The following is a 21315-nucleotide window of genomic DNA, read 5'->3' on the forward strand; positions in this document are numbered from 1 at the left end:
GCCGCACACCTTCCGGTGCGGCCTGTGGACGGAGCCCGGGTACACGCGAAGGGGGCCGGTGCGCTCCGCGCGCACCGGCCCCCTCGCCCCTCCGGGACCGGGTCAGTCGTTCCGGCCGAGGATCACCAACCTTCCGGGCTCGCCGCCGGTGTTGGTCGTCCTCCCGAAGATCCCGCCGCCCTGCTCCCCGCCGTCCTGCTCGGGGTCGGAGGCCTCACCGCTGGGATCGGTGTCCTCGCAGGCGGGCTGGCCCCAGCCACCGCACTCCTCCTGGTCCCCCGAGCCGGGGCTCTCCGGGCAGTCCCGGCCCCACCCGGGCTCACAGGGCTCATCGGTCTGCTGGTCCTGGCACTCCGGGGAGTCCGGCATGGACGGGTCGCACTCCGCCGGGCTCTCGCTCGGGGACTCCTCGACCGAGGGCTCGTCGCTCGGCTCGTCGCTCTCCTCGGCGCTCGGGGAGGGCGTGGGCACGAAGCTCTGCTCCGTACCGACGTAGGCGGGCGGCGGGAACTGCGCCGGTTCGACGCCCTCCATGGCGGTCGTCATGAACTCGCGCCACACGTTGGCCGAGGTGGTGCCACCGAAGATCTCCCCCGCGGTCTGGCCGTCGAACTCCAGGGCCTGGTTGGCGTCCGCGCGGCTCAGGCCCACCGCGGCGACGAGCTGCGGCGTGTATCCCACGAACCACGCGGAGACCGCGTCGCTGGAGGTACCGGTCTTGCCCGCGACGGGGCGCCCGTCGGGCAGCGCCGCCTGGTCGCCACCGCCGCCGGGCTCGACGACCTGGGTCATGGCGTAGGTGACGTCGGCCGCGACGTCCGCGGTGACCACCTGCTCACCGTTCTCCAGCAGGTCGGCGTCGTCGGGCGGGATGACCTGGCCGTCGGAGGTGCGCAGCTCGGTGACCATGTGCGCCGGACGGTGCACGCCCCCGGCGGCGAAGGTGGAGTAGCCCTCGGCCTGGTCCAGCGCGCTCACCTGGTGGGTGCCCAGCGCGATGAGCGGGCCCTGGGCGGAGGTCGTGGTCTGCTCCTCGGCCACACCGGCCTGGACCGCGAGCTCGTCCACCGCGGCCGGGGTCATCTGCACCGCCAGCTCCACGAACGGGGTGTTGATCGACTGGGCGGTGGACTGGATCAGGTTGACCGGACCCCAGCTCCTGCCGCCCGCGTTGATGACCTCGCTCTGCAGCCCCGGGAACTCCTGGGGGGAGTCGCCGTCGAACGTGCTGTTGAGGCTGATGCCGTTCTCCAGCGCGGTGGCGAGCACGTAGGGCTTGTAGGACGAGCCCGCCTGCGTCCGGTGGGTCAGCGAGTTGTTGACGTCCTCGACCACGTTGTCGCCCCCGTGGAAGGCGACGATCTGCCCCGTGGCGGGGTCGACCGCGGTCAGGCCCATCATCGTGTCCTCGGGGGTGTTCGGCAGGACGTCGAAGGAGCTGCGCGCGGCGTCCATGAGCACGGGGTCCAGCGAGGTCTGCACGACGAAGCCCTGGGTGGCGATGTCCTGGGCGGTGATCCCGGAGTAGCGCTCCTCGATCTCCTGGACGACCGCCTGGCGGACGTAGTCGAACTTGGGGTCGTACTCCTGCTCCTCCTCGCCCTCCTCGGTGCCGTACGGGACGAGCTCGGGGATCTCCAGGGCCTCGGCCTCGGCCCTGGGCAGGCCGAGGTCGGGGTCCTCCTCGTGCATGAGCGCCAGCTGGTTCTGCACGTAGGGCCAGCGCTCCTCGTTGAGGTAGGTCCTGGTCCAGTCGCCCATCTCGCCCTGGAAGTTGCTGGGCATCTGGATGATGATGCCCAGGAAGGCGCCCTCGGCGTCGGTCAGCTCGTCCAGGTCCTTGCCGAAGTAGGACTGGGCGGCCATCTGGATGCCCATGGCGTTGCGGCCGAAGTAGATGGTGTTGAGGTAGGTGGAGAGGATCTCCTCCTTCTCCATCTGCTGGTTGAGCTTGATGGAGATGAAGATCTCGCGGATCTTGCGGATGTACTGGTTCTCGATCTCCAGGTCGCTGTAGTAGTTCCGCGCCATCTGCTGGGTGATGGTGGAACCGCCGCCCGCCTCGCCGCCGGAGAGGAGGGCGCGCCCGATCCCGGAGATGCTGATGCCGGGGTCGGTGTAGAAGGTGCGCTGCTCGGCGGCGAGCACACCGTTGATGACCGTCTGCGGGATGTCCTCGCTCTGGACCTCGACCCGCCTGACCTCGCCCGTGGTGACCGCGACCTCGGGCTCGGCGTCGCCCTCCGGAGCCCACATGATCTGGGTGGCGGACAGGTTGGCGTCCGACTTGGCCTCGAGCTCGTTCACGTTGGGGGCCATGGCGTACAGGATCGCGAAGGCGGCCACGCCGCCGATGATCATCAGGCCGAAGACGGCCAGGGCGGGTTTCCACGCCTTGGACAGGAAGCGCTTGAACCAGGGGCGGTCGTCCGGCTCCTCGTCGCGGGAGCGGCGCCGGCCGCCTCCCCGGCCTCCTCTGCCGCCGCCGGCGGCGGCGCGGGAGCCGCGGCCCGGGGCTCGCCGCCCCTCGGAGCGGGCGGCGTTCTCACGGTCACGGCCGCGGTCGCGGGGGTCGCGGGGGTCGCGGTCCCGGGGGTCGCGCGGTCCGGAACCGGCCGCCCTGCGGCGGCCGCGGGGGTCCTCGTCCGGGCGGCGGCGCTGTCCCTCGGAACGGTGACCGGAGCGCTCGCCGTCCTGGGGCCGCCGGGGGCGCTCGCCCTCGGGGCGGCGGCGGGGGCGGTCACCGTCGGCGGGGGCGCGGCGCTGTCCCTCCGGGCGGCGGGGGCGGTCGCCCTCGGAGCGGCGGCGGCCCTCGGAACGGGCATCCTGCTCCGGGGGGCGTCGGCGGCGCGGGCGCTCGGGCCCGGTGTCGTCCCCCCAGAAGCCGTCACCGGCGTCCGGGCGGCGGCGGCCTCCGGAGGGTTCGTCCCGGGGCGGGCCGTCGGCCCGGCGTCGTCCGCCGCCGCCGCGCGAGCCGTCGGCCGGGCCGTCGGCCCGGCGACGGCCGCCATCGGCGTTCCGTCGTCGTTCGGTACTCACGTGGTCCTCGATTGCCTCTCACGGCCGGTCGGCCTGACGATTCCTTGGTGGAAACGGGGGGACGGTCCCCCTGGGGGATCGGTGATCCGCGACCTGCTTCTCGCGACGACTGCGTGGACCGGACCGGCGTGGCCGTGTCCAACGCTGTGCCTGTCGTTCAAGGCTTGATAAAGGACGCCCGAAGGCGCGCGGGGGTTTTCACACAGGTCGCGAAGACGTAAGCCGCTTCTTCCTCCTGGTCGTTGGCCTGCGGGAGCGACAGCCCTCGGTGCTCGGTGCCTACGGAAACGCCGCCGCGGCAGGGGCTGGGTCCGGGGGCTCTACCGGCTACGCACGCAAATCACAGGTCACGTTAGAGCGATCGAACGGTATAGCACAACCCACGCGCGAGGTTATCGCGCGTCTTGGGACACCTGGCCATGTTTCGCCGGGAACCGCCCGTCGTGCCAGTTCAGAGCGGGCAAACCGAACGCCGGCGAGTCGGCCGGGCGTCGACCCGCCCGAGAAGTGTTCGGTGTCGGCGCTGGTAGGGATGGGTGTGTGAGATTTTCCCCGCAGGACTCCGGAGGTTCACGGACGGCGGTCGTAGCCCGGACGCACGCGCGCGGACACGTGTCACAGGTCTGGCATGCGGGCCCGCGGGTGGGCGGAGATAGAGTCAGAACTGAACAAAACAGCCAGACATGCATGTTCCCCCCGCGGTTCCCGGTCGCGGGACGCGAACCGTGCCCTGGCCGTCCGCAGAGGACGGCACGGAGGGCACGGGGACCGCGCGCGCCGGACACCGACCACCGAGGGCGGTGCGGGGCGGCGGGTGGGAACAGAAACGCCGTGTGCGCTGCTGACCACATACGGGAAACGAACGCGTGGCGACGGGACCCGGAACCGCCGTCGGCGCGGTCCCGTCGTCGTGCGCCGTGGAATCCATGTTCGCGAACAAGAAGGAGCAAGGACCAATGGGTTCGGTACGTGTAGCCGTCGTGGGCGTCGGCAACTGTGCGGCGTCGCTCGTCCAGGGCGTGCACTACTACAAGGACGCCAACCCCGAGTCCCGGGTACCAGGCCTGATGCACGTGCAGTTCGGCCCGTACCACGTGCGCGACATCGAGTTCGTCGCAGCCTTCGACGTGGACGCCAAGAAGGTCGGCCACGACCTCGCCGACGCCATCACGGCCAGCGAGAACAACACCGTCAAGATCTGCGACGTGCCGCCGACCGGCGTCACCGTCATGCGCGGACCGACCTACGACGGGCTCGGCAAGTACTACCGCGAGGTCATCCAGGAGTCCCCCGAGGACGCGGTGGACGTGGTCGCGGCGCTCAAGGCCAGCAAGGCCGACGTGCTCGTGTCCTACCTCCCGGTGGGCTCGGAGGAGGCGGGCAAGTTCTACGCCCAGTGCGCGATCGACGCGGGCGTGGCCTTCGTCAACGCCCTGCCGGTGTTCATCGCCTCCGACCCCGAGTGGGCCGAGAAGTTCACCAGAGCGGGTGTGCCGATCATCGGCGACGACATCAAGTCGCAGATCGGCGCGACCATCACCCACCGCGTGCTGTCCAAGCTGTTCGAGGACCGCGGCGTGATCGTGGACCGCACGTACCAGCTCAACTTCGGCGGCAACATGGACTTCAAGAACATGTTGGAGCGCGACCGCCTGGAGTCCAAGAAGATCTCCAAGACCCAGTCCGTCACCTCCCAGATCCCGCACGAGCTGAAGGCAGGCTCGGTGCACATCGGCCCGTCGGACCACGTGCCGTGGCTGGACGACCGCAAGTGGGCCTACATCCGCCTTGAGGGGCGCGCGTTCGGCGACGTGCCGCTGAACCTGGAGTACAAGCTGGAGGTCTGGGACTCCCCCAACTCCGCGGGCATCATCATCGACGCGGTCCGCGCCGCCAAGATCGCCAAGGACCGCGGCATGGGCGGCCCGATCCTGGCCCCGTCCTCCTACTTCATGAAGTCCCCGCCCGAGCAGTACAGCGACGCCGAGGCGCACGAGAAGGTCGAGCAGTTCATCGCCTCGGGCCAGCACGACGGCGCCGACGAGTAGAGCGCTCCTGAGGGCGGTCCCGGCGCACGGCCGGGCCCGCTCCTCCCCGGGGCCGCCCCGGCCCCGGGCACGGCCTACCCTTGGTGCCGTGTCCTTCTTCGGTGATCTGCGCGTGGTCCTGCGGGGGCCCCGGTTCCGCCGCCTGTTCGGCACCCGGCTGGTGGCGCAGTTCTCCGACGGGGTGTACCAGGCCGGGCTGGCGGGCTTCGTCTTCTTCACCCCCGAGCAGCACACCAGTGCGGGCGCCGTCGCCGCGGCCTTCGCGGTGCTGCTCCTTCCGTTCTCGGTGGTGGCGCCGTTCGCCGGGGTCCTGATCGACAGGTGGCCCCGGCGCCAGATCCTGCTGCTGTCCTCCCTGGCCAAGGCGGCGCTCGCGGTGGCGAGCGCGTTCCTGGTGGCACGGGGCGAGAGCCCCGCCTTCCTCCTCACCGCGCTCCTGGTGCTGAGCGTCAACCGCTTCTTCCTGTCCGGGCTGTCCGCCGGACTGCCCTACGTGGTGGCCCGGGACAAGCTGATGATGGCCAACGCGGTCACGCCCACCAGCGGTACCGCGGCGAGCTTCCTGGGCGCGGGGGCGGGCGCCGCGATCGGGCTGCTCGGCGGCGAGGACGCCCTGGGCACCGGGCTCATCCTGTCCATGGCCGCGCTCGGCTTCGCCGGGGCGGCGCTGGTCTCCCTCACCCTGGGCCACGACGAGCTGGGACCGCACCTGGAGCGGGAACCGGACGAGGTCGCGGCGGCCGTGCGCAACGTGGTGCGGGGCATGGTCTCGGGGGTGCGCCACCTCTGGGCGCGCCCGGAGGCCCGCGACGCGCTGCTCACGATCGGCGGCCACCGGGTGCTGTTCGGGATCTCCACGCTGCTGACGCTGCTGCTGTACAACAACACCTTCACCGGCGGCGGTGTGGCCGGACTGGCCGGTTTCTCGGTGGCGATGGGCCTGTCGGGGGCGGGGTTCCTGGTGGGCGCGGTGGCCACGCCGTGGGCGACCGCCCGGATGGCCCCGGGGGCGTGGATCGCGCTGCAGCTGGCAGCGGCGTCGGCGGTCCTGGTGGTGTTCGGACTGCCCTTCTCACCCGTGCTCTTCCCCGTGGCCGCGTTCGCGCTGGGCTTCGTCTCCCAGGGGGTCAAGGTCACCGTCGACACGTTGGTTCAGCGACATGTCGACGACGCGTTCCGGGGGCGGGTGTTCTCGGTGTACGACGTGCTGTTCAACGCCACGTTCGTCCTGGGCGCGGCGCTGGCCGCCGCGCTGGTCCCGCCGTCCGGGGTGAACCCCGCGGTGGTCGTCGCGATGGCCGCGGCCTACCTGGTGATGGGCGCCGCCTGGGTCGTGCGCGGGCGCCGCGCCAGCGCCGCCGAGGCGGAGCGCGAGGTCGCGTAGCGCCCTGTCGACCTGGCGACACATCGACACGTCACCATGTCGTCACGTGTTGTAGTGTCCACGGGGAGACTTGTCGACAGCGGGGATGGTCCTCCATGAACACCGGTGACGCACTGTGCGACGCCTCCAGCGCCTTCGGGCCGCGGGGGGTGGTCAAGCGCGTCGGGGCGGTGACCCGGCAGCTGCCCGTCCGCGGCGACCGCCTGCTCGACGTGGGCTGCGGCGACGGCACCTACACGGTCGAACTGGCCGGGGGCTACGTGCGCGTGGACGCGATCGACCTCGAACCCGAGCGGCTCAACGCGTTCGCCGGGCGCATCGCGGGCACCGGGCTGGAGGACCGGATCGGCATCCACAAGATGTCCGCCGACGCGCTGGCCTTCGACGCCAACACCTTCGACCGCGTGACCGCGTTCGAGGTGGTCGAGCACGTCGATGACCTGGAGGGCGCCCTGCGCGAGGTCCGCCGGGTCCTCAAGCCGGGCGGCGCGTTCTCCCTGACCACGCCCAACCGCTGGTTCCCCTTCGAGACCCACGGCGTGCTGTGGGGCGGCCGGCGCCGCTCGGCGCTGACCGCGCCCTTCCTGCCCTGGGTCGGACCCCTGCACGCGCGCATGTCGGACGCGCGCGCGTTCACCACCCAGCAGATGGGCCGACTGCTGCGGGGAGCAGGGCTGCGCGTGCGCGCCATCGACTACCTGATGCCGCCGTTCGACCGCCGCACCACGGCGTTGCAGACCCTGTCCGACACCCTGGAGGACACCCCGCTGCGCGTGTTCGGCATGGCCATGGCGGTCACGGCGGTCAAGCCGGGCCGCTGACCCTCACAGGTGCTCGGCCGCCCAGGCGCGCAGCTCCTCGGTCGCGGCCTCCCTGCCCATCGGGCCGTTCTCCAGGCGCAGCTCCAGCAGGAAGCGGTACGCGCGGCCGACCACGGGACCCGGCTTGACCCCCAGGATCTCCTGGATCTCGTTGCCGTCCAGGTCCGGGCGGATGCGGTCCAGCTCCTCCTGCTCGGCGAGCAGCTCGATGCGCCGCTCGATGTCGTCGTAGGAGCGCGCCAGCGCCGCCGCCTTGCGGCGGTTGCGGGTGGTGCAGTCGGCACGGGTGAGGATGTGCAGCCGCTCCAGCTGCGAACCGGCGTCGCGGGCGTACCGGCGGACCGCGGAGTCGGTCCACTCGCCCCTGCCGTAGCCGTGGAACCTCAGGTGCAGTTCGACCAGGGTGCTGACGTCGGACACCACGTCCTTGGGGAAGCGCAGCGCGGTGAGCCTCTTGCGGCTCATCGAGGCGCCCACCACCTCGTGGTGGTGGAAGGTCACCCGCCCCCCGGACTCGAAGGCGCGCGTCTTGGGCTTGCCGACGTCGTGCAGCAGCGCGGCCAGGCGCAGCACCAGGTCGGGCTCGTGGCCCCGCTTCTCCTCCAGCTCGATCGCCTGGTCCAGGACGGTGAGCGAGTGCTCGTAGACGTCCTTGTGCCGGTGGTGCTCGTCGATCTCCAGGCGCAGCTTGGGGATCTCCGGGAGCACGTACCGGGCGATGCCCAGGTCCACCATGAGCTCGATGCCGCGGTGCGGGTCGGGGCTGAGCATGAGCTTGGTCAGCTCGTCGCGGACGCGCTCGGCGGAGACGATGGAGAGCCGGTCGGCCATGTCCCGGGCGGCCTCGGCCACCTCGGGAGCCAGGGTGAAGCCGAGCTGGGCGGCGAAGCGGACCGCGCGCATGATGCGCAGCGGGTCGTCGCTGAAGGAGTCCTCGGGCCTGCCGGGGGTGCGCAGCACCTTGGCCCGCAGGTCGGCCAGGCCGCCGAACGGGTCGACGAACTCCAGGCCGGGCAGGCGCACCGCCATGGCGTTGACGGTGAAGTCGCGGCGCAGCAGGTCGTCGTGGATGTCGGTGCCGTAGGCCACCTCGGGCTTGCGGGACTTGGGCGAGTAGGACTCGCTGCGGTAGGTGGTGACCTCCAGCTGGAGGCCCTTCTTGCGCAGGCCCACGGTGCCGAAGTCGATGCCGACGGTCCACACGGAGTCGGCCCAGCCGTCCACGAGCTCCAGGATGCGCTGGGGCACCGCGTCCGTGGTCAGGTCCACGTCGTTGGCCGGCCTGCCCAGGAGGGCGTCGCGCACCGGTCCGCCGACGAGGGCGAGCTGCTGGCCGTGCGCGGCGAAGCGCTCGCCGAGTTCCTCCGAGACGGTCGGGAAGGAGTCCGCCAACGCCGTGACCGCGGCGCGCTGCGCACCGGTCAGCGCGCCCGCACCTGTCGCGTCCCCGGCGTCCGGCTGCTGGGCGGCGTCGTTCTCCCGCGAAAACTCTGTGTTCGGCACACCACGAGACTAGGCGGCGCCCGAAGCAAACCGCGAATCGTCCCCGCCCCCGGTACCGGGCCGTACACGGATCGGCGGTCCGCCGCCGTTCGGCGGGGAACCCGGTTTCCCCACACACGCCGCGCGACGGCCGCGACCCGACTCCACGCACGGGGAAGGCGGTATCTTCGAGGGAAGTGGTAGGACGCCCCGGTTGCCCCGCGTCCACCCGACCCGCGTACGCCGTGTGCGCCGTGCGGGTACTTCCGACCGTCCCCCCGCACCGCGTCACCGGCGGGACGGCCACCTGGACCCGAGTCAGGAAACCGGTCAAGCGTTGCGTCGATTTGTCTCCGCGACGGTGGTCATGGCCTTCACCACCGCGCTGCTTCCGATACCGGCCACGTCCGCGAACGCGGAGCAGACGGCCGATCCGCTCGTCGTCGAGCGCGTCACACCGGACGCGGCCGACGAGGACAGCACCCTGCGGGTCGTCGGCGAGGTGACCAACACCACCTCCGAGGACCTGAGCGACGTCAGCGTGCGGCTCAGCTACTCGCGGCACCCCTTCAGCGACCGCGGCGAGCTGGACGAGTTCGCCTCGGGAGAGGGCTGGCAGCCCGACGCGCCGGGGCCCGACGAGGAGGTCGCCGCGGAACTGGCCCCCGAGGCCAGCGCCGAGTACTCCCTGAGCGTGCCGGTCGAGGACCTCGACCTGGACTCCTACGGCGTCTACCCGCTGGTCGTCGAGGCCGTGGACGGGGGCGGCCGGGTCATCGGCTCCCAGTACACCTTCCTCCCCTACACGGGCGGGGACGACGTCCCCTCCGTGGACATCGCCTGGGTGTGGCCGCTGATGGCGTCGCCCCAGCGCGCGGACGAGGACACCTTCCTCGACGACGACCTGCACTCGTCGGTCGCCGCCGACGGCCGCCTGGGCCGCCTGCTGGCCGCGGGGGCGCAGGCGCCGGTGTCCTTCGAGGCCGGGGAGGAGGACCTGGTCGAGCTGCTGGGCCTGAACGAGGAGTCCGAGGAGCCCTCGGAGGGCACGGCCACCGCGGAGGAGACCGCGGAGGCCCTCCCCACGGAGGAGGCCACCGGCGAGGGCGCGGAGAACGCGGAGGACGAGGACGAGTCCGCCGAGGAGGCCACCGAGCGCACCGGGGGGGTCCCGGTCACCTGGGCCGTGGACCCCGGCACGCTCGACGACGTCCTGCGCATGGCCTCCTCCGGGCACGCGGTCGTGGAGGACCCCCTCGCGGTGCCCGCCGAGTCCGAGCCGGTGCGGCACGAGGTCGAGGCCAGCGAGGCGGCCCAGGTGTGGCTGCGCGAGGCTCGCCGCGTGCTGGCCGCCGACCACGTCGTGGCCACCCCCTACGCCCGGGCCGACCTGGCCGCCCTGCTGCGGAACGACATGGGCTCCGACGCCGAGGAGGCCCTGAGGGTCGGCCAGGAGGCGGTCCTGCGCGCGCTGGAGACGGAGGCCGACGAGACCTTCGCCCTGCCCCCCGGCGGCCTGATGGACCGGGGCGTCCACCAGCTGCTCGCCTCGCACGGCGCGACCCGCTTCCTGCTCGACGAGAGGGCCCTGCCCGCCGTGTCCTGGCTGTCCACGACCCCCACCGCGCAGGCCCCGCTCCCCGCGCCGGAGGAGGAGGCGTCCGAGGAGCCGTTCGCCCTGGTCGCCGACCAGGGCATCACCGACGTGCTGTCCATGCCCACCGGGAAGCCGGGCCAGTCCGAGCTCGCGCTCCAGCGCTTCGCCGCCGAGACGGCGATGATCGCGGGCGAGAACGCCGGGGGCGGCCGGGTGGTCGTCGCCTCACCGGAGCCGGACTGGAACCCCGACGCCGAGTTCGCCCGGGGCGTGCTGGCCGCCTCCGAGGACCTGCCGTGGCTGTCCCCCCGGAGCCTGGACGAGGTCGAGCTGCCCGACGCCGGTGAGCGCGAGCGGACCCGCCGGTCCCTGACCTACCCCGACAGCGCCTACGGGGAGGAGCTCAGCTCCACCTACCTGGAGCTGATCGAGGACGTGAGCCGGGACGTGCGCCTGTTCAACAGCGTCCTGGTCGGCGACAGCGACCCGCTCCGCCCGGCGCTGCTGCGCCTGGAGTCGGTGTACTGGCGGGAGGAGGAGGCCATGGCGGGCGCCACCCGCTCCCTGGTCGCCCAGGACGTGCAGGACCGCATGAACGACGTGCGGGTCATCCCCGGCGAGCCGGTCACCCTGGCCAGCCGGACCGGCACCACCGGTGTCCTGGTCGCCAACGACCTGGAGGACGAGACCGTCTTCGTGAACCTGTCGGTCTTCTCCGAGAACTCCGACCGCCTGAGCGTGGGCGAGTACAACCACTCCTTCGAGCTGGAGCCGGGCACCAGGACCACGGTGTACATCCCGCTGTCGGCCCGGGTCAACGGCCGCACGGTCCTCAACGTGGGGCTGCAGAACTCCGAAGGCGAGCCGATCAGCAGCCAGGACGTCGAGATCCCGGTGAACGCCACCGGTCTGGGCACCCAGGCGCTGGCCATCAGCGGTATCGGCCTGCTGATCCTCGTCGCGGCCCTGGCCCCGCGCGCGCTGCGCAAGTGGGCCCGCAGCAAGGCCGCCGCGGCCGCCTCCGAAACCTCCGGGACCGCCGAGGCGCCCGAGGCCGCGGAGGCCTCCGGAACCGCCTCCGGGGCGGACCGGGACGGCGCGAACACCGAGGGCTCCGCGGGCGTCCCACACTCCGGGGCAACACCCTCCGAGGACCCGTCCGGGAGCACCTCCTCCGCGACGGACCGCGACACCGCCTCGGACACTGCCGGGGGCCCCTCCCCCGCGAAGGACGCCTCCCCCGCCGGGGAGGCCGCCCCGGACGGGGAGGCGGACGGAGCCGAGGACACCGAGCGGCCGGAGGACCACTCCGGCCACGAGAAAGCCGACTCCCCAGCCGCGGCGGGCGGCGCGGAGCGGGACCGCGACGGCACGGGCACGTGACCCAGCGGTTCCGGAGAGGGTGACATGGCTCCCTACCGACAGGACGCCATGTCGACACACCCGCACGTCTCCATGTCGGCGCACGCGGTCCGCACCCGCGTGGCCGACCCGCGGACGCCGGACCACGGCGCCGCGGCCGGACATTCCCCAGTCGGACGAAAGGAAGCCTGATCCACGGTGGTCACCGACTCTTCGAACGGCGGCGGGAAGCACCGCCGACGCCCCCAGCCGCAAGCCCCGGTCCCGAGCGCGGTCCGTCCCGAGAGCGGCCCCGCGCCCACCTTCGAGGAGGGTGATGTGCCGGGTCCCGTCACCGACACCGCCCCCGGGTCCGGAGGGGACTCCGGCGGCGGCTCCGACCGGGGCGGGGACGCCGGGTCGGGCGGCGGCGGCATGATGCGCTCCAGCGCCATCATGGCCGTGGGCACCCTGGCCTCCCGGATCACCGGCTTCGCCCGCACCATCGTGCTCGGCGCCGCCATCGGCACCCACCTGCTCGGTGACGCCTACCACACGGCGCACACGATCCCCTTCATCCTCAACGACCTGCTCATCGGCGGGCTGATGGCCAGCGTCATCATCCCCTTCCTGGTCAAGCGGCGAAAGCGCGACGCGGACGGCGGCAAGGCCACCGAGGACCGGCTGTTCACCACCACGCTGCTGGCGCTGCTGCTGCTCACCGCGGTCGCGATCGCGGCCGCCGAGTTCCTCATCTGGCTCTACGGCTCCCGGTTCACGCCGATCCAGTTCGACGCCTCGGTCTACCTCGCGCGGTACCTGCTGGCGCAGATCTTCTTCGTGGGCATGAGCGGCCTGCTGAGCGCCATGCTCAACACCCGCAACCGGTTCGGCGCGGCCGTGTGGGCCCCGGTGCTGAACAACCTCGTCATCATGAGCGTGGCGGCCGTGTTCCTGTGGGTGGCCGGTCCGGGCCGCACCCCCGAGACCGTCACCGACGGCCAGCTGACCCTGCTGGGCGCGGGCACCGCGGCCGGTATGGCGCTCCAGGCCGTCGTGCTGTTCGCGGCCCTGTCCCGCACCGGCTACCGCTGGCGGCCCCGCCTGGACCTGCGCGGCTCCGGGCTCGGCGACGCCGTGCGCACCGCCGGGTGGATGATGCTCTACACCCTGCTCACCCAGGCCGGACTGTGGATCACCACCAACATCGCCAACGCCGCGAACGTGGCGAGCATCAGGGAGGGCCTGGACGTCGGCGCGGGCATCAGCGCCTACAACCTGGCGTACCAGCTCTTCCAGCTGCCGTACGCGATCATCGCGGTCTCCCTCATCACCGTGCTGCTGCCCCGGATGAGCGCCCACGCCGACGACCACGACTGGGACGCGGTCCGCGCGGACTTCTCCCGCACCCTGCGCGTCTCCGCGTTCGTGCTGGTTCCGACCGCCTTCGCGGTGGCGATGTTCGCCGAGCCGCTGTCCGTCCTGGCCTTCGCGCGCGGGTCCATCTCGGTGGACGACGCGGAGAGCATCGGCCAGATCCTCGCGGTCATGTCGCTGGGGCTGGTGCCCTTCACCGTGTTCCAGCTCATGCTGCGCGTGTTCTTCGCCATGGGCGACACCCGCACCCCCGCGATGCTCGGCCTCGCCAACCTGGCCGTGCACAGCGCCCTGGCGCTGACGTCCTACCTGGTGCTTCCGCCGAACCTGGTGGTCGTGGGCGTGGCCGCGGGCTTCATGATCTCGTTCCTGTCCGGGCTGACCATCGCCGGAATCGTGCTGAGCCGGCGCATCGGGGGGCTTGACGGCAAGCACGTCATTGGCACATTGTTGCGCCTGCACCTGGCCGCCGTCCCGAGCATCGCGGCCGGCCTCGGTGTGCTCTGGGCCTTCGACACCTACGTCGGCCCCGGCCTGGCCACCTACATCGGCGCCCCGGCCGCCGGATGCGTCCTGGGCGCGCTGCTCTTCCTGGGATGCGCGCGGCTGCTGCGCGTCCCGGAGCTGACCGGTGCCGTGGAACTGATCCGCGCCCGGCTGCGTCGTTGATGCCGTGACCCCCCTCCCCCGGCTCTGCCCCGCCGAGGCCCCGAAGCCGCCCGAACGAGAGTGAAGGACAGCACGACGGTGTCCAGCGAGCTGCCGCAGCGGACGTCCCCCGGGGACGCCGAGCCGCCCGACGGGAACAGAACCCGTCGGCGGCCCGCCATGGTGATGCCGGAGGACGTGCTCGACACCTACGAGCGCGAGGAGCCGGGCACCGAGCCCGAGACCGGACTGCACACGCTCCGGGACCCGAGCGACATCGGCGACGTGGGCACCGCCGACCGCCTGGAGGACGGCGACGAGATCGGCGGTACCTCCCACACGGCGCCGGGCAACCTCGCCCGGTCGAGCGCGATCATGGCGCTGGGCACCATCGTCTCCCGTGTCACGGGCTTCGTGCGCACCATCATCCTGGCGGCGGCGATCGGCACCCAGCTGCTGGGCGACGCCTACCAGACGGCGGGCATGGTCCCGTACATGGTCTACGACCTGCTCATCGGCGGGTTGCTGGCCAGCGTGTTCGTGCCGTTCCTGGTCAAGCGGCGCAAGCTGGACGCCGACGGGGGCGACGGCGTCGAGCAGCGCCTGGTCACCCTGATGCTGCTGGTGCTGTTCGCCCTCACGCTGGTGTCGGTGCTGGTCGCGGAGTGGTTCATCCGCATCTACGCGGGCGGGTTCTCCGGGGCCCAGTACGAGGTCTCCGTCGTCCTGGCCCGGTACCTGGTCACGCAGATCTTCTTCATCGGCGCCAGCGGGCTGGCCAGCGCGATGCTCAACGCGCGCAACAGGTTCGGCGCGCCCATGTGGGCGCCGGTGCTGAACAACGTGGTCATCATCGGCGTCTGCGTGTGGTTCCTGAACCTGGCCGGTCCCGGGCGCACCCCCGAGACCGTCACCGACGGCCAGCTGATGCTGCTGGGGCTGGGCACCGCCCTGGGGCAGGTGGTCCAGGCCGCCGTCCTGGTGTGGGCGCTGGCCGCGGCGGGCTTCCGATGGCGCCCGCGCCTGGACCTGCGGGGCTCGGGCCTGGGCGAGGCGGCCGGAGCCGCCTCGTGGATGATGCTCTACATCGTCGTCGCGCAGGTGGGGGCGCTGGTCTCCACCAACGTGGCCACCCGCGCGGGCGCCCTGGCCGCCGACGCGGGCTTCGAGTCCGGCGCGGGCATCGCGGCGTACAAGTTCGCGTCGATGCTCTTCCAGCTCCCGTACGCGGTCATCGCCGTCTCGGTGATCACCGCGCTGCTGCCCAGGATGAGCGAGCACGTGGCCGCGGGCCGCAAGGACCAGGTGCGCAGCGACTTCTCACGCGGTTTCCGCCTGTCCTCGGTGCTGATCGCGCCGCTCTCGGTCGCGATGATCGTCTTCGCGATCCCGTTCTGCGTGCTGATCTACGCGCAGGGCAGCACGAGTGCCGAGGACGCGGCCGCCATCGGGCGCATCCTCATGGTCTTCTGCGTGATGCTGATCCCGTTCACGCTCTTCCAGCTCCAGATGCGCGTGTTCTACGCTCTGGGCGACACCCGGACCCCGGCCCTGGTGTCGATCCCCTCCGAGATCGCCCACGCGACCACGGCGATCGGCCTGCTGTTCCTCGTGGAACCGCAGCACGTCGTGGTGTGGCTTCCCGTACCGTACGGCCTGTACTACGTCGTCGGTTCCGTCATCATGTGGTACATGCTGCACCGGCGGCTCAACGGCCTGGACGGGCGCCGGACCGCGGCCACGCTGCTCCGGCTGCACCTGGCCGCCGCCCCGTCCGCGGCCTTCGGGGTGGCGATGATCTACCTCTTCCGGGACCTGCCGGGCGAGGTCTGGCCGGGTCTGGCGGCGATGGCGGCGGGAGGCGCCGTCGGAGCCGTGCTGTTCGTGGTGACCGCAAAGCTCCTCAAAGTGACAGAAGTCACATCCTTCCTCGATTTGCTCAAAACCCGGTTGCGACGCCGCTGATCACCAGGAATAGCTGAGATTGAGCGGACCCGCTCCGTTACGCACCGGAAGGTGGCCGAGTATCCGTTGTCCTCCGAAGATGCTGTTCACGCGTCCTAGCATGGACAGGCATCGCTTTACCGCTACCGCATTGTTCAACCGAACTGCCCGAAGGGAGGCTGGGGACAGCAGGCAGGGCCGACGGACCCCTCGCGCGCACCCCGTACCGCTCCGGTCCGCAGACGGCCAGGGAGCGCGGACGCACGCGAAACCACGGCACTGGCACCCGTCACTCCCATCATGAGCACCTTCCTCATCGAACCCGGTGCGAAGCTGGCCAACCGCTACCGCCTAGACCAAGTGGTGAGCGAGACCGGCGGCGCCACACGCTGGAAGGCCACCGACGAGACGCTCGCGCGTCCCGTGGCGGTGTGGACCTTCGCCGAGGGCTTCCCGCGCACCTCCGAGGTCGTGCGCGCCGCCCGGGCCACGAGCCGCATTCCCGACGCCCGCGTCACGCAGGTCTTCGACGCCGACGACTCCTCCCCCGTCCCCTACGTGGTCGAGGAGTGGGTCATCGGCTCCTCCCTGGCCGACCTCCTCGCGCAGGGCCCCATGGAGCCCGAGCGCGCCGCCGGGCTGGTCGCCGAGGCCGCCGAGGCGATCGCCGCCGCGCACGCCGGAGGCCTTCACCACCTGTGCCTGACCCCGAGCAAGCTCATGTGGAGCAGCGGCGGCGCGGTCAAGGTGACCGGCATCGGTGTGGACGCCGCCCTGCTGGGCGCCGGCAACCCCGACCCCGCGGCCACCGACGCCCAGGGGCTGGGAAACCTGCTCTACGCGGCGCTCACCGGGCACTGGCCCGGCGGCCCGCAGAGCGGCCTGCCCGCCGCACCCGAGGGTCCCGCGGGCCCCTACCCTCCCCACCACATCCGCCAGGGCGTCACCGAACCCCTGGGCACCATCACCACGCGCGCCGCCCTGCCGCAGCTCGCGGGGCAGCTGGTGCCCGGACCGCCCATCGCCTCGCCGGCCGACTTCTGCGCGGCCATGGCCGAGGTGCCCCGGCTCATCCCCCTGCCCGTCACCCAGGCCGAGTCGGCCCCGCCCGTGCCCGGGACCTCCCGGCGCACCGGCGAGTTCGACAGCACCGGCCCGCGCCGCGGCCCTCGCGGTACCCGTGGCGGGGCCGCGGGCGCACGGGACGACCAGGAGGCGCGCCACGGTTCCGTCGGACGGACGGGATCCTCCTCGCGGGGCGGCGGCTCCGTCCGGGGCGGCTCCGAGGTGCGTGAGCGGCAGGGCCCCTCCCGGATGGAGCAGCGGACCGCGCGCACGCAGCCCTCGCTCCGCAAGATCCTGATCGGCGTGGCGGCCCTGGTGCTGTTCGCCGGTGTGGTCGTCGGCGCCTGGACGGTCGGGACGATGTTCAGCGCGGGCGGAGGCGAGGAGGCCCCGCCCGAGGGCGGCGGCGGCCAGGCCTCGGACGGCGGCGGGGAGGTGGAGCTGAGCCCGCTGGAGATCCAGGGGTCACGCGGCCTCAACCCGCACGGCAACACCGACGAGCACTCGGACAAGGCGGGCCGCGCCCACGACGGGGACACCGCCACCGAGTGGAACACCCAGGGCTACAGGGACCCGCTCAGCGACATCAAGCCCGGCGTCGGACTCCAGCTCGACCTCGGCGCCGTCCACGAGGTCCACGAGGTGGACCTCAACCTCGGCGGCAGCGGCTACGAGTTCCAGATCCTGGCCGGCGAGAGCGACTCGGACAGCGAGACCGGTTACGAGGTCGTCGGATCGGGCACGGGCGGCTCCCAGGTCGTCACCCTCGACGAACCGGTCGAGGCCCGCTACGTCGTGGTCTGGTTCACCGAGCTGGCCGGGTCCGGCGAGTGGAGGGGCACGGTCTACGAGGCCGAGGTACGAGGGGTCGAGTAGCGGAGTACGTGATCGGGTACTGATGGACGCGGTCCAGGAGCTTCCTGACCGGGAGCTGTTGACGAGGCACGCTCAGGGCGACGACCAGGCCTTCGCGGTCCTGGTGCGTCGGCACCGCGAGCGCCTTTGGGCTGTCGCCGTGCGCATGATGGGCGACCGCGAGGAGGCCTCCGACGCCCTCCAGGACGCGTTCCTGTCCGCGTTCCGCGCCGCCGACCGCTTCCGCGGTGAGGCGCAGGTGAGCACGTGGCTGCACCGGATCGTGGTGAACGCCTGCCACGACCGGCTGCGCCGCCGCAAGGTGCGCCCGGCCACCCCGACCGAGGACGAGACCCTGGACGTCATGTCCAACGAGCGTCTCGGCCGCTCGGGAGGGGGGCCGGACCACGCCTCGCAGACCGAGACGCGCCTGGACGTCAACGCCGCGCTGGACCTGCTCCCGCTGGACCAGCGCATGGCGCTGACCCTCGTGGACATGCTCGGCTACCGGGTGGAGGAGGCCGCGCAGATCCTCGACGTGGCGTCGGGGACGGTCAAGAGCAGGTGTGCGCGAGGTCGCGCCAGACTTCTCCCGTCGCTGGCCCATCTGAGGAACCCTCGACAGGCCGGAGACGTCACAACTGGGAGAGGAGGTGCCAACCCATCGTGACGTCCCATCCAGACGTGGAGGCACTCGCCTTCTTCGCCGAGGAGCTCCTGGAGCCCGACGAGGAACGCACCGTCGCAGCCCACATAGACACCTGCGCGACCTGCGCGACGACCCTGGGAGAACTCACCGGGGTGTCCGAGGCGCTGGCCGCCGCACCGGTTCCCGCCCTGCCCCGGGACGTGGCCGACCTCCTCGACCAGCGCGTCGCGGAGGCGGCGCGCGAGCGCGCGGCGGGCGCGGTCGGTACGGAGGACGCCGCGCCGCCGCAGACCGGGGGCGCCCCGGTACCCGGCGGCGCCACGGTGACCCCTCTCCCACGCCGGCCCCGGAGCGGGCGGAGCCTGAGCAGGGCCCGGCTGATGATGCTGGCCGCCGCCGCGGCGGTCGTCGTGGGGGGCGGCGGCGCGGCCCTGTTCAACGGCGTGCTCACCCCGGGCGGTCAGGGCGGGGAGACCGGTGTCGCGGCCCCGCTGGCGGAGAACGGCCAGGAGAACGCCCCGGACACGGCGCAGTCCTACACGCCTCAGGTGGTGCGGAGCGGGACCGTCTACACCGAGGCGGCCCTGGCCGAGCAGGCCGCCCGGACGCTCGACCTGTCCCCCGTGGGCGGGACCGGTGCCGCAGGCGGAGGCGAACCCGGAGGGGGCGTGGAGACCGCCCCCCTGGCCGTCCAGGCGGCTCCCCCCGGCGTGCAGGAGTGCGTGGTGCTCCTCGGTGAGGAGTTCGGCGGGCACTTCACCCTGGTCGACGACGCCCGCTACGGCGACGGGGAGTCCCCCGCGTGGGTGCTGTTCTCCCCCCGGGGCGAGCGGTTCGAGGTGTACGTGGTCGACCCGGCCTGTGCCCAGGGCGGCGACCCCGGCCAGAACGTCCTCGCCCAGGAGACCGTCCGGGCACCCTGACCGCTCCGGGCCCGTGTCCGCCCGACGCCGTGTCCCTTTGACGCCGTGTCGACATGTCGCCGGGACGGGGCCGGAGCCGCCTGCGGGCGTACGCTCACCGGCCCGGGCGGACCAGGCCCGTCTCGTAGGCGACCACCACCAGGCCGACCCGGTCGCGGACTCCGAGCTTGGCCAGGAGGCGCCCCACGTGGGTGCGCGCGGTCGCCGGGCTCAGGTGGAGCGCGGCGCCGATCTCCTGGTTCGACATACCGCGTCCGACCAGCGCGAGCACGTCGCGCTCCCGGCCGGTGAGCACGTCCAGCCGGGAGGCGCTACCGGGGGCGACCGCGGTGTCGGCGAGGCGCTCGATCACCCTGCGGGTGACCCCCGGCGAGAGCAGGGCGTCCCCCGCCGCCACGGTGCGGACCGCGTCCCGCAACTGCCGCGGACCAGCGTCCTTGAGCAGGAAGCCGGAGGCGCCCAGCCGCAACGCGGTGAACACGTTGTCGTCCTCGCCGAACGTGGTGAGCACGACCACCCGGACCCCGTGGTCCGTCGACGTGTCGACATGTGCGTTTGTGGACCTCCCGGGCGCGGGGCCGCCGCGGCGTCCCAGCTCGCGGAGCACCGCCAGGCCGTCCATCACGGGCATCTGGAGGTCGAGCAGGACCACGTCGGGGCGGTGGCGGTCGATGTCCACGAGCGCCTCGCGGCCGTTCTGGGACTCGGCCACCACCTCGATCCCCTCGTCGCGCTCCAGCAGCGCGCGCACCCCGGTGCGGACGAGGGGTTGGTCGTCCACGAGCAGGACCCGGATCACCGGTCGTCCCCGAGCGGCAGCAGCGCACGCACCCCGAACCCGCCGCCGGGCCGGGGCGCGGCCTCCACCGATCCGCCGACCAGGCGCACCCGTTCGCGCATCCCCGCCAGCCCGCTGCCCCCGGGGGACGCGACCGGCACGGCCGTCCCCTCGTCGGTCACCGTCACGTCGAGCATCCCGTCCCTCCTGGAGAAGGCCACCCGCGCCCGGGGGGCGCGCGCGTGGCGCAGCGTGTTCGTCAGCGCCTCCTGGACGATCCGGTAGGCGGTCGCGTCCACCATCCCGGGCACCTCGCCGGGAGCGGGAACCCCGGTCACCTCCACGTCCACCCCGGCCGCGCGCACCGTCGCCACGAGTTCGTCCAGGTGCGCGAGGGAGGAGACCCGGTCGCCGCCGGGGTCGGCCTCGCGCAGCGCGCGCACGGTGGCCCGCAGCTCGCTCAGACCCGCCCGCGAGGCCCTGGCCACGTGATCCAGCTCGGCTCGCGCGACGGGCACGTCCGCCGGGTCGTCGTCCAGGGCCTCCGCGGCCACCGCCGCGTGCAGGGACACCACGGAGAGGTGGTGCCCCACGGCGTCGTGCAGGTCGCGGGCGATACGGGTGCGTTCGAGCGCCTGGCGCTCGGCCGCCTCGGACTCGCGCGCCTGCCGGTCGAGGACCTCGATCCGCACGCGCTGGTGCTCGGCCCGGCGCCGCTGCCACTGCACGTGGCCCAGGGCCGTGGCCGCGCCCATGACGGCCACCGTGGTGGGCAGCTCGTACCCCAGGAGGTAGGCGGGGTCCTGCCCCTGCTGCAACCGGGTGAACGTGGAGACCAGGACCAGCGCGGCGGCCAGGCCCACCGACCACAGGGTGCGTCCCGCCTCCGCGGCCGAGTACAGCGCTGCGGCCACCGGGACGGCCAGGCCGATGACGGGCAGCTGGAGCACGTAGTTGGCGACGACCAGGACCGAGGTGGCGACCAGGACCGCGACCGGTCGGCGGCGCCGGACCAGCATGAGCGCGCCGAGGACCCCGGCCACCCCGTACCCGAGCGGCAGGTTCCCCGTGTCGCTGACGTCGGAGGCGACCGCGATCGCCACCACGGCGAAGACGGCGAACCCGAAGAGCGCGTCGACCACGACGCCCCGGCGGTCACTGGGCATGCGGCGATTCTACGGACCCGGCCCCGTGGCGGCACGGGACCGGTTGTCCTCGTCGCCGTCCTCCGGGTGGCCGCCGTCCTGGCCCTGAACGCCCCGTGGGGGCTCGCGGCGGGCGCGGTCGCCCTGGGGGTGCGGTCGGCCCTGGACGGCCGCCAGCGGCGCCCCTGAGGGTTCCCGACCGCCCTCGGGGACGCGCGT

General features: G+C 72.7%; 13 protein-coding genes. 9 read left to right on the forward strand and 4 right to left on the reverse strand.

The features are described from left to right. Positions 1-102 precede the first annotated feature (102 nt). Positions 103-3039, reverse strand: a complete 2937-nt coding sequence (locus tag UIS43_RS17885) for a transglycosylase domain-containing protein (RefSeq protein ID WP_370010926.1) — start codon at positions 3037-3039, stop codon at positions 103-105. A 956-nt stretch (positions 3040-3995) separates the two neighbouring features. Between UIS43_RS17885 and UIS43_RS17890 the strand changes: the two genes are divergently transcribed. The 3 genes from UIS43_RS17890 to UIS43_RS17900 all read left to right on the forward strand — a co-directional run bounded on the left by UIS43_RS17890 (position 3996) and on the right by UIS43_RS17900 (position 7292). Next, positions 3996-5087 (forward strand): inositol-3-phosphate synthase, encoded by a 1092-nt coding sequence (locus tag UIS43_RS17890; RefSeq protein ID WP_013155836.1) that lies wholly within the window; start codon positions 3996-3998, stop codon positions 5085-5087. Between the two features lie 88 nt (positions 5088-5175). After that, positions 5176-6471, forward strand: coding sequence for an MFS transporter (locus tag UIS43_RS17895; RefSeq protein WP_071623099.1), 1296 nt, complete (start codon positions 5176-5178; stop codon positions 6469-6471). A gap of 95 nt (positions 6472-6566) precedes the next feature. Further along, the gene (locus tag UIS43_RS17900; protein ID WP_013155838.1) at positions 6567-7292 is read left to right on the forward strand and encodes a bifunctional 2-polyprenyl-6-hydroxyphenol methylase/3-demethylubiquinol 3-O-methyltransferase UbiG; all 726 of its coding nucleotides are present in this window, start codon (positions 6567-6569) and stop codon (positions 7290-7292) included. A gap of 3 nt (positions 7293-7295) precedes the next feature. On the opposite strand, the gene UIS43_RS17905 is transcribed toward UIS43_RS17900, so the two are convergent. Continuing rightward, a complete protein-coding gene (locus tag UIS43_RS17905; protein ID WP_094805222.1) occupies positions 7296-8795 on the reverse strand; it encodes a CCA tRNA nucleotidyltransferase in 1500 nt (499 codons plus the stop codon). Between the two features lie 346 nt (positions 8796-9141). Here UIS43_RS17905 and UIS43_RS17910 point away from each other — a divergent pair, with 346 nt between their 5' ends. The 6 genes from UIS43_RS17910 (at position 9142) to UIS43_RS17935 (ending at position 19173) form a co-directional block, all read left to right on the forward strand. Further along, a complete protein-coding gene (locus UIS43_RS17910) occupies positions 9142-11754 on the forward strand; it encodes a hypothetical protein (protein WP_370013261.1) in 2613 nt (870 codons plus the stop codon). A 177-nt stretch (positions 11755-11931) separates the two neighbouring features. After that, complete coding sequence (gene murJ / locus UIS43_RS17915; protein ID WP_370010930.1) at positions 11932-13758, forward strand: murein biosynthesis integral membrane protein MurJ; 1827 nt, start codon at positions 11932-11934, stop codon at positions 13756-13758. 159 nt (positions 13759-13917) lie between these two features. After that, complete coding sequence (murJ, locus tag UIS43_RS17920) at positions 13918-15702, forward strand: murein biosynthesis integral membrane protein MurJ (RefSeq protein WP_041553282.1); 1785 nt, start codon at positions 13918-13920, stop codon at positions 15700-15702. Positions 15703-15981: 279 nt separating this feature from the next. Then, positions 15982-17622, forward strand: coding sequence for a protein kinase family protein (locus tag UIS43_RS17925; RefSeq protein ID WP_370010932.1), 1641 nt, complete (start codon positions 15982-15984; stop codon positions 17620-17622). A gap of 22 nt (positions 17623-17644) precedes the next feature. Further along, complete coding sequence (sigM, locus tag UIS43_RS17930; RefSeq protein WP_013155845.1) at positions 17645-18271, forward strand: RNA polymerase sigma factor SigM; 627 nt, start codon at positions 17645-17647, stop codon at positions 18269-18271. After that, positions 18268-19173, forward strand: coding sequence for a hypothetical protein (locus tag UIS43_RS17935; RefSeq protein ID WP_358169570.1), 906 nt, complete (start codon positions 18268-18270; stop codon positions 19171-19173). The genes sigM and UIS43_RS17935 overlap by 4 nt, the downstream gene beginning before the upstream one ends. A 94-nt stretch (positions 19174-19267) precedes the next feature. On the opposite strand, the gene UIS43_RS17940 is transcribed toward UIS43_RS17935, so the two are convergent. Both UIS43_RS17940 and UIS43_RS17945 read right to left on the reverse strand, forming a co-directional pair. Then, positions 19268-19972, reverse strand: coding sequence for a response regulator transcription factor (locus UIS43_RS17940; RefSeq protein ID WP_013155847.1), 705 nt, complete (start codon positions 19970-19972; stop codon positions 19268-19270). Then, positions 19969-21117, reverse strand: a complete 1149-nt coding sequence (locus UIS43_RS17945; protein ID WP_370010936.1) for a sensor histidine kinase — start codon at positions 21115-21117, stop codon at positions 19969-19971. The genes UIS43_RS17940 and UIS43_RS17945 overlap by 4 nt, the downstream gene beginning before the upstream one ends. Positions 21118-21315 lie beyond the last annotated feature (198 nt).

Origin of the sequence: Nocardiopsis sp. LDBS0036 (assembly GCF_041228755.1) — a bacterium.
GTDB classification, from domain to species: Bacteria; Actinomycetota; Actinomycetes; order Streptosporangiales; family Streptosporangiaceae; genus Nocardiopsis; species Nocardiopsis dassonvillei.

Bases quoted from the DNA above. Each gene is read 5' to 3' on its own strand.
- sigM (WP_013155845.1), top strand. From the start codon at position 17,645: ATGGACGCGGTCCAGGAGCTTCCTGACCGGGAGCTGTTGACGAGGCAC.
- UIS43_RS17890 (WP_013155836.1), top strand. From the start codon at position 3,996: ATGGGTTCGGTACGTGTAGCCGTCGTGGGCGTCGGCAACTGTGCGGCG.
- UIS43_RS17925 (WP_370010932.1), top strand. From the start codon at position 15,982: ATGAGCACCTTCCTCATCGAACCCGGTGCGAAGCTGGCCAACCGCTAC.
- UIS43_RS17945 (WP_370010936.1), bottom strand. From the start codon at position 21,117: ATGCCCAGTGACCGCCGGGGCGTCGTGGTCGACGCGCTCTTCGGGTTC.
- UIS43_RS17900 (WP_013155838.1), top strand. From the start codon at position 6,567: ATGAACACCGGTGACGCACTGTGCGACGCCTCCAGCGCCTTCGGGCCG.
- UIS43_RS17910 (WP_370013261.1), top strand. From the start codon at position 9,142: ATGGCCTTCACCACCGCGCTGCTTCCGATACCGGCCACGTCCGCGAAC.
- murJ (WP_041553282.1), top strand. From the start codon at position 13,918: ATGGTGATGCCGGAGGACGTGCTCGACACCTACGAGCGCGAGGAGCCG.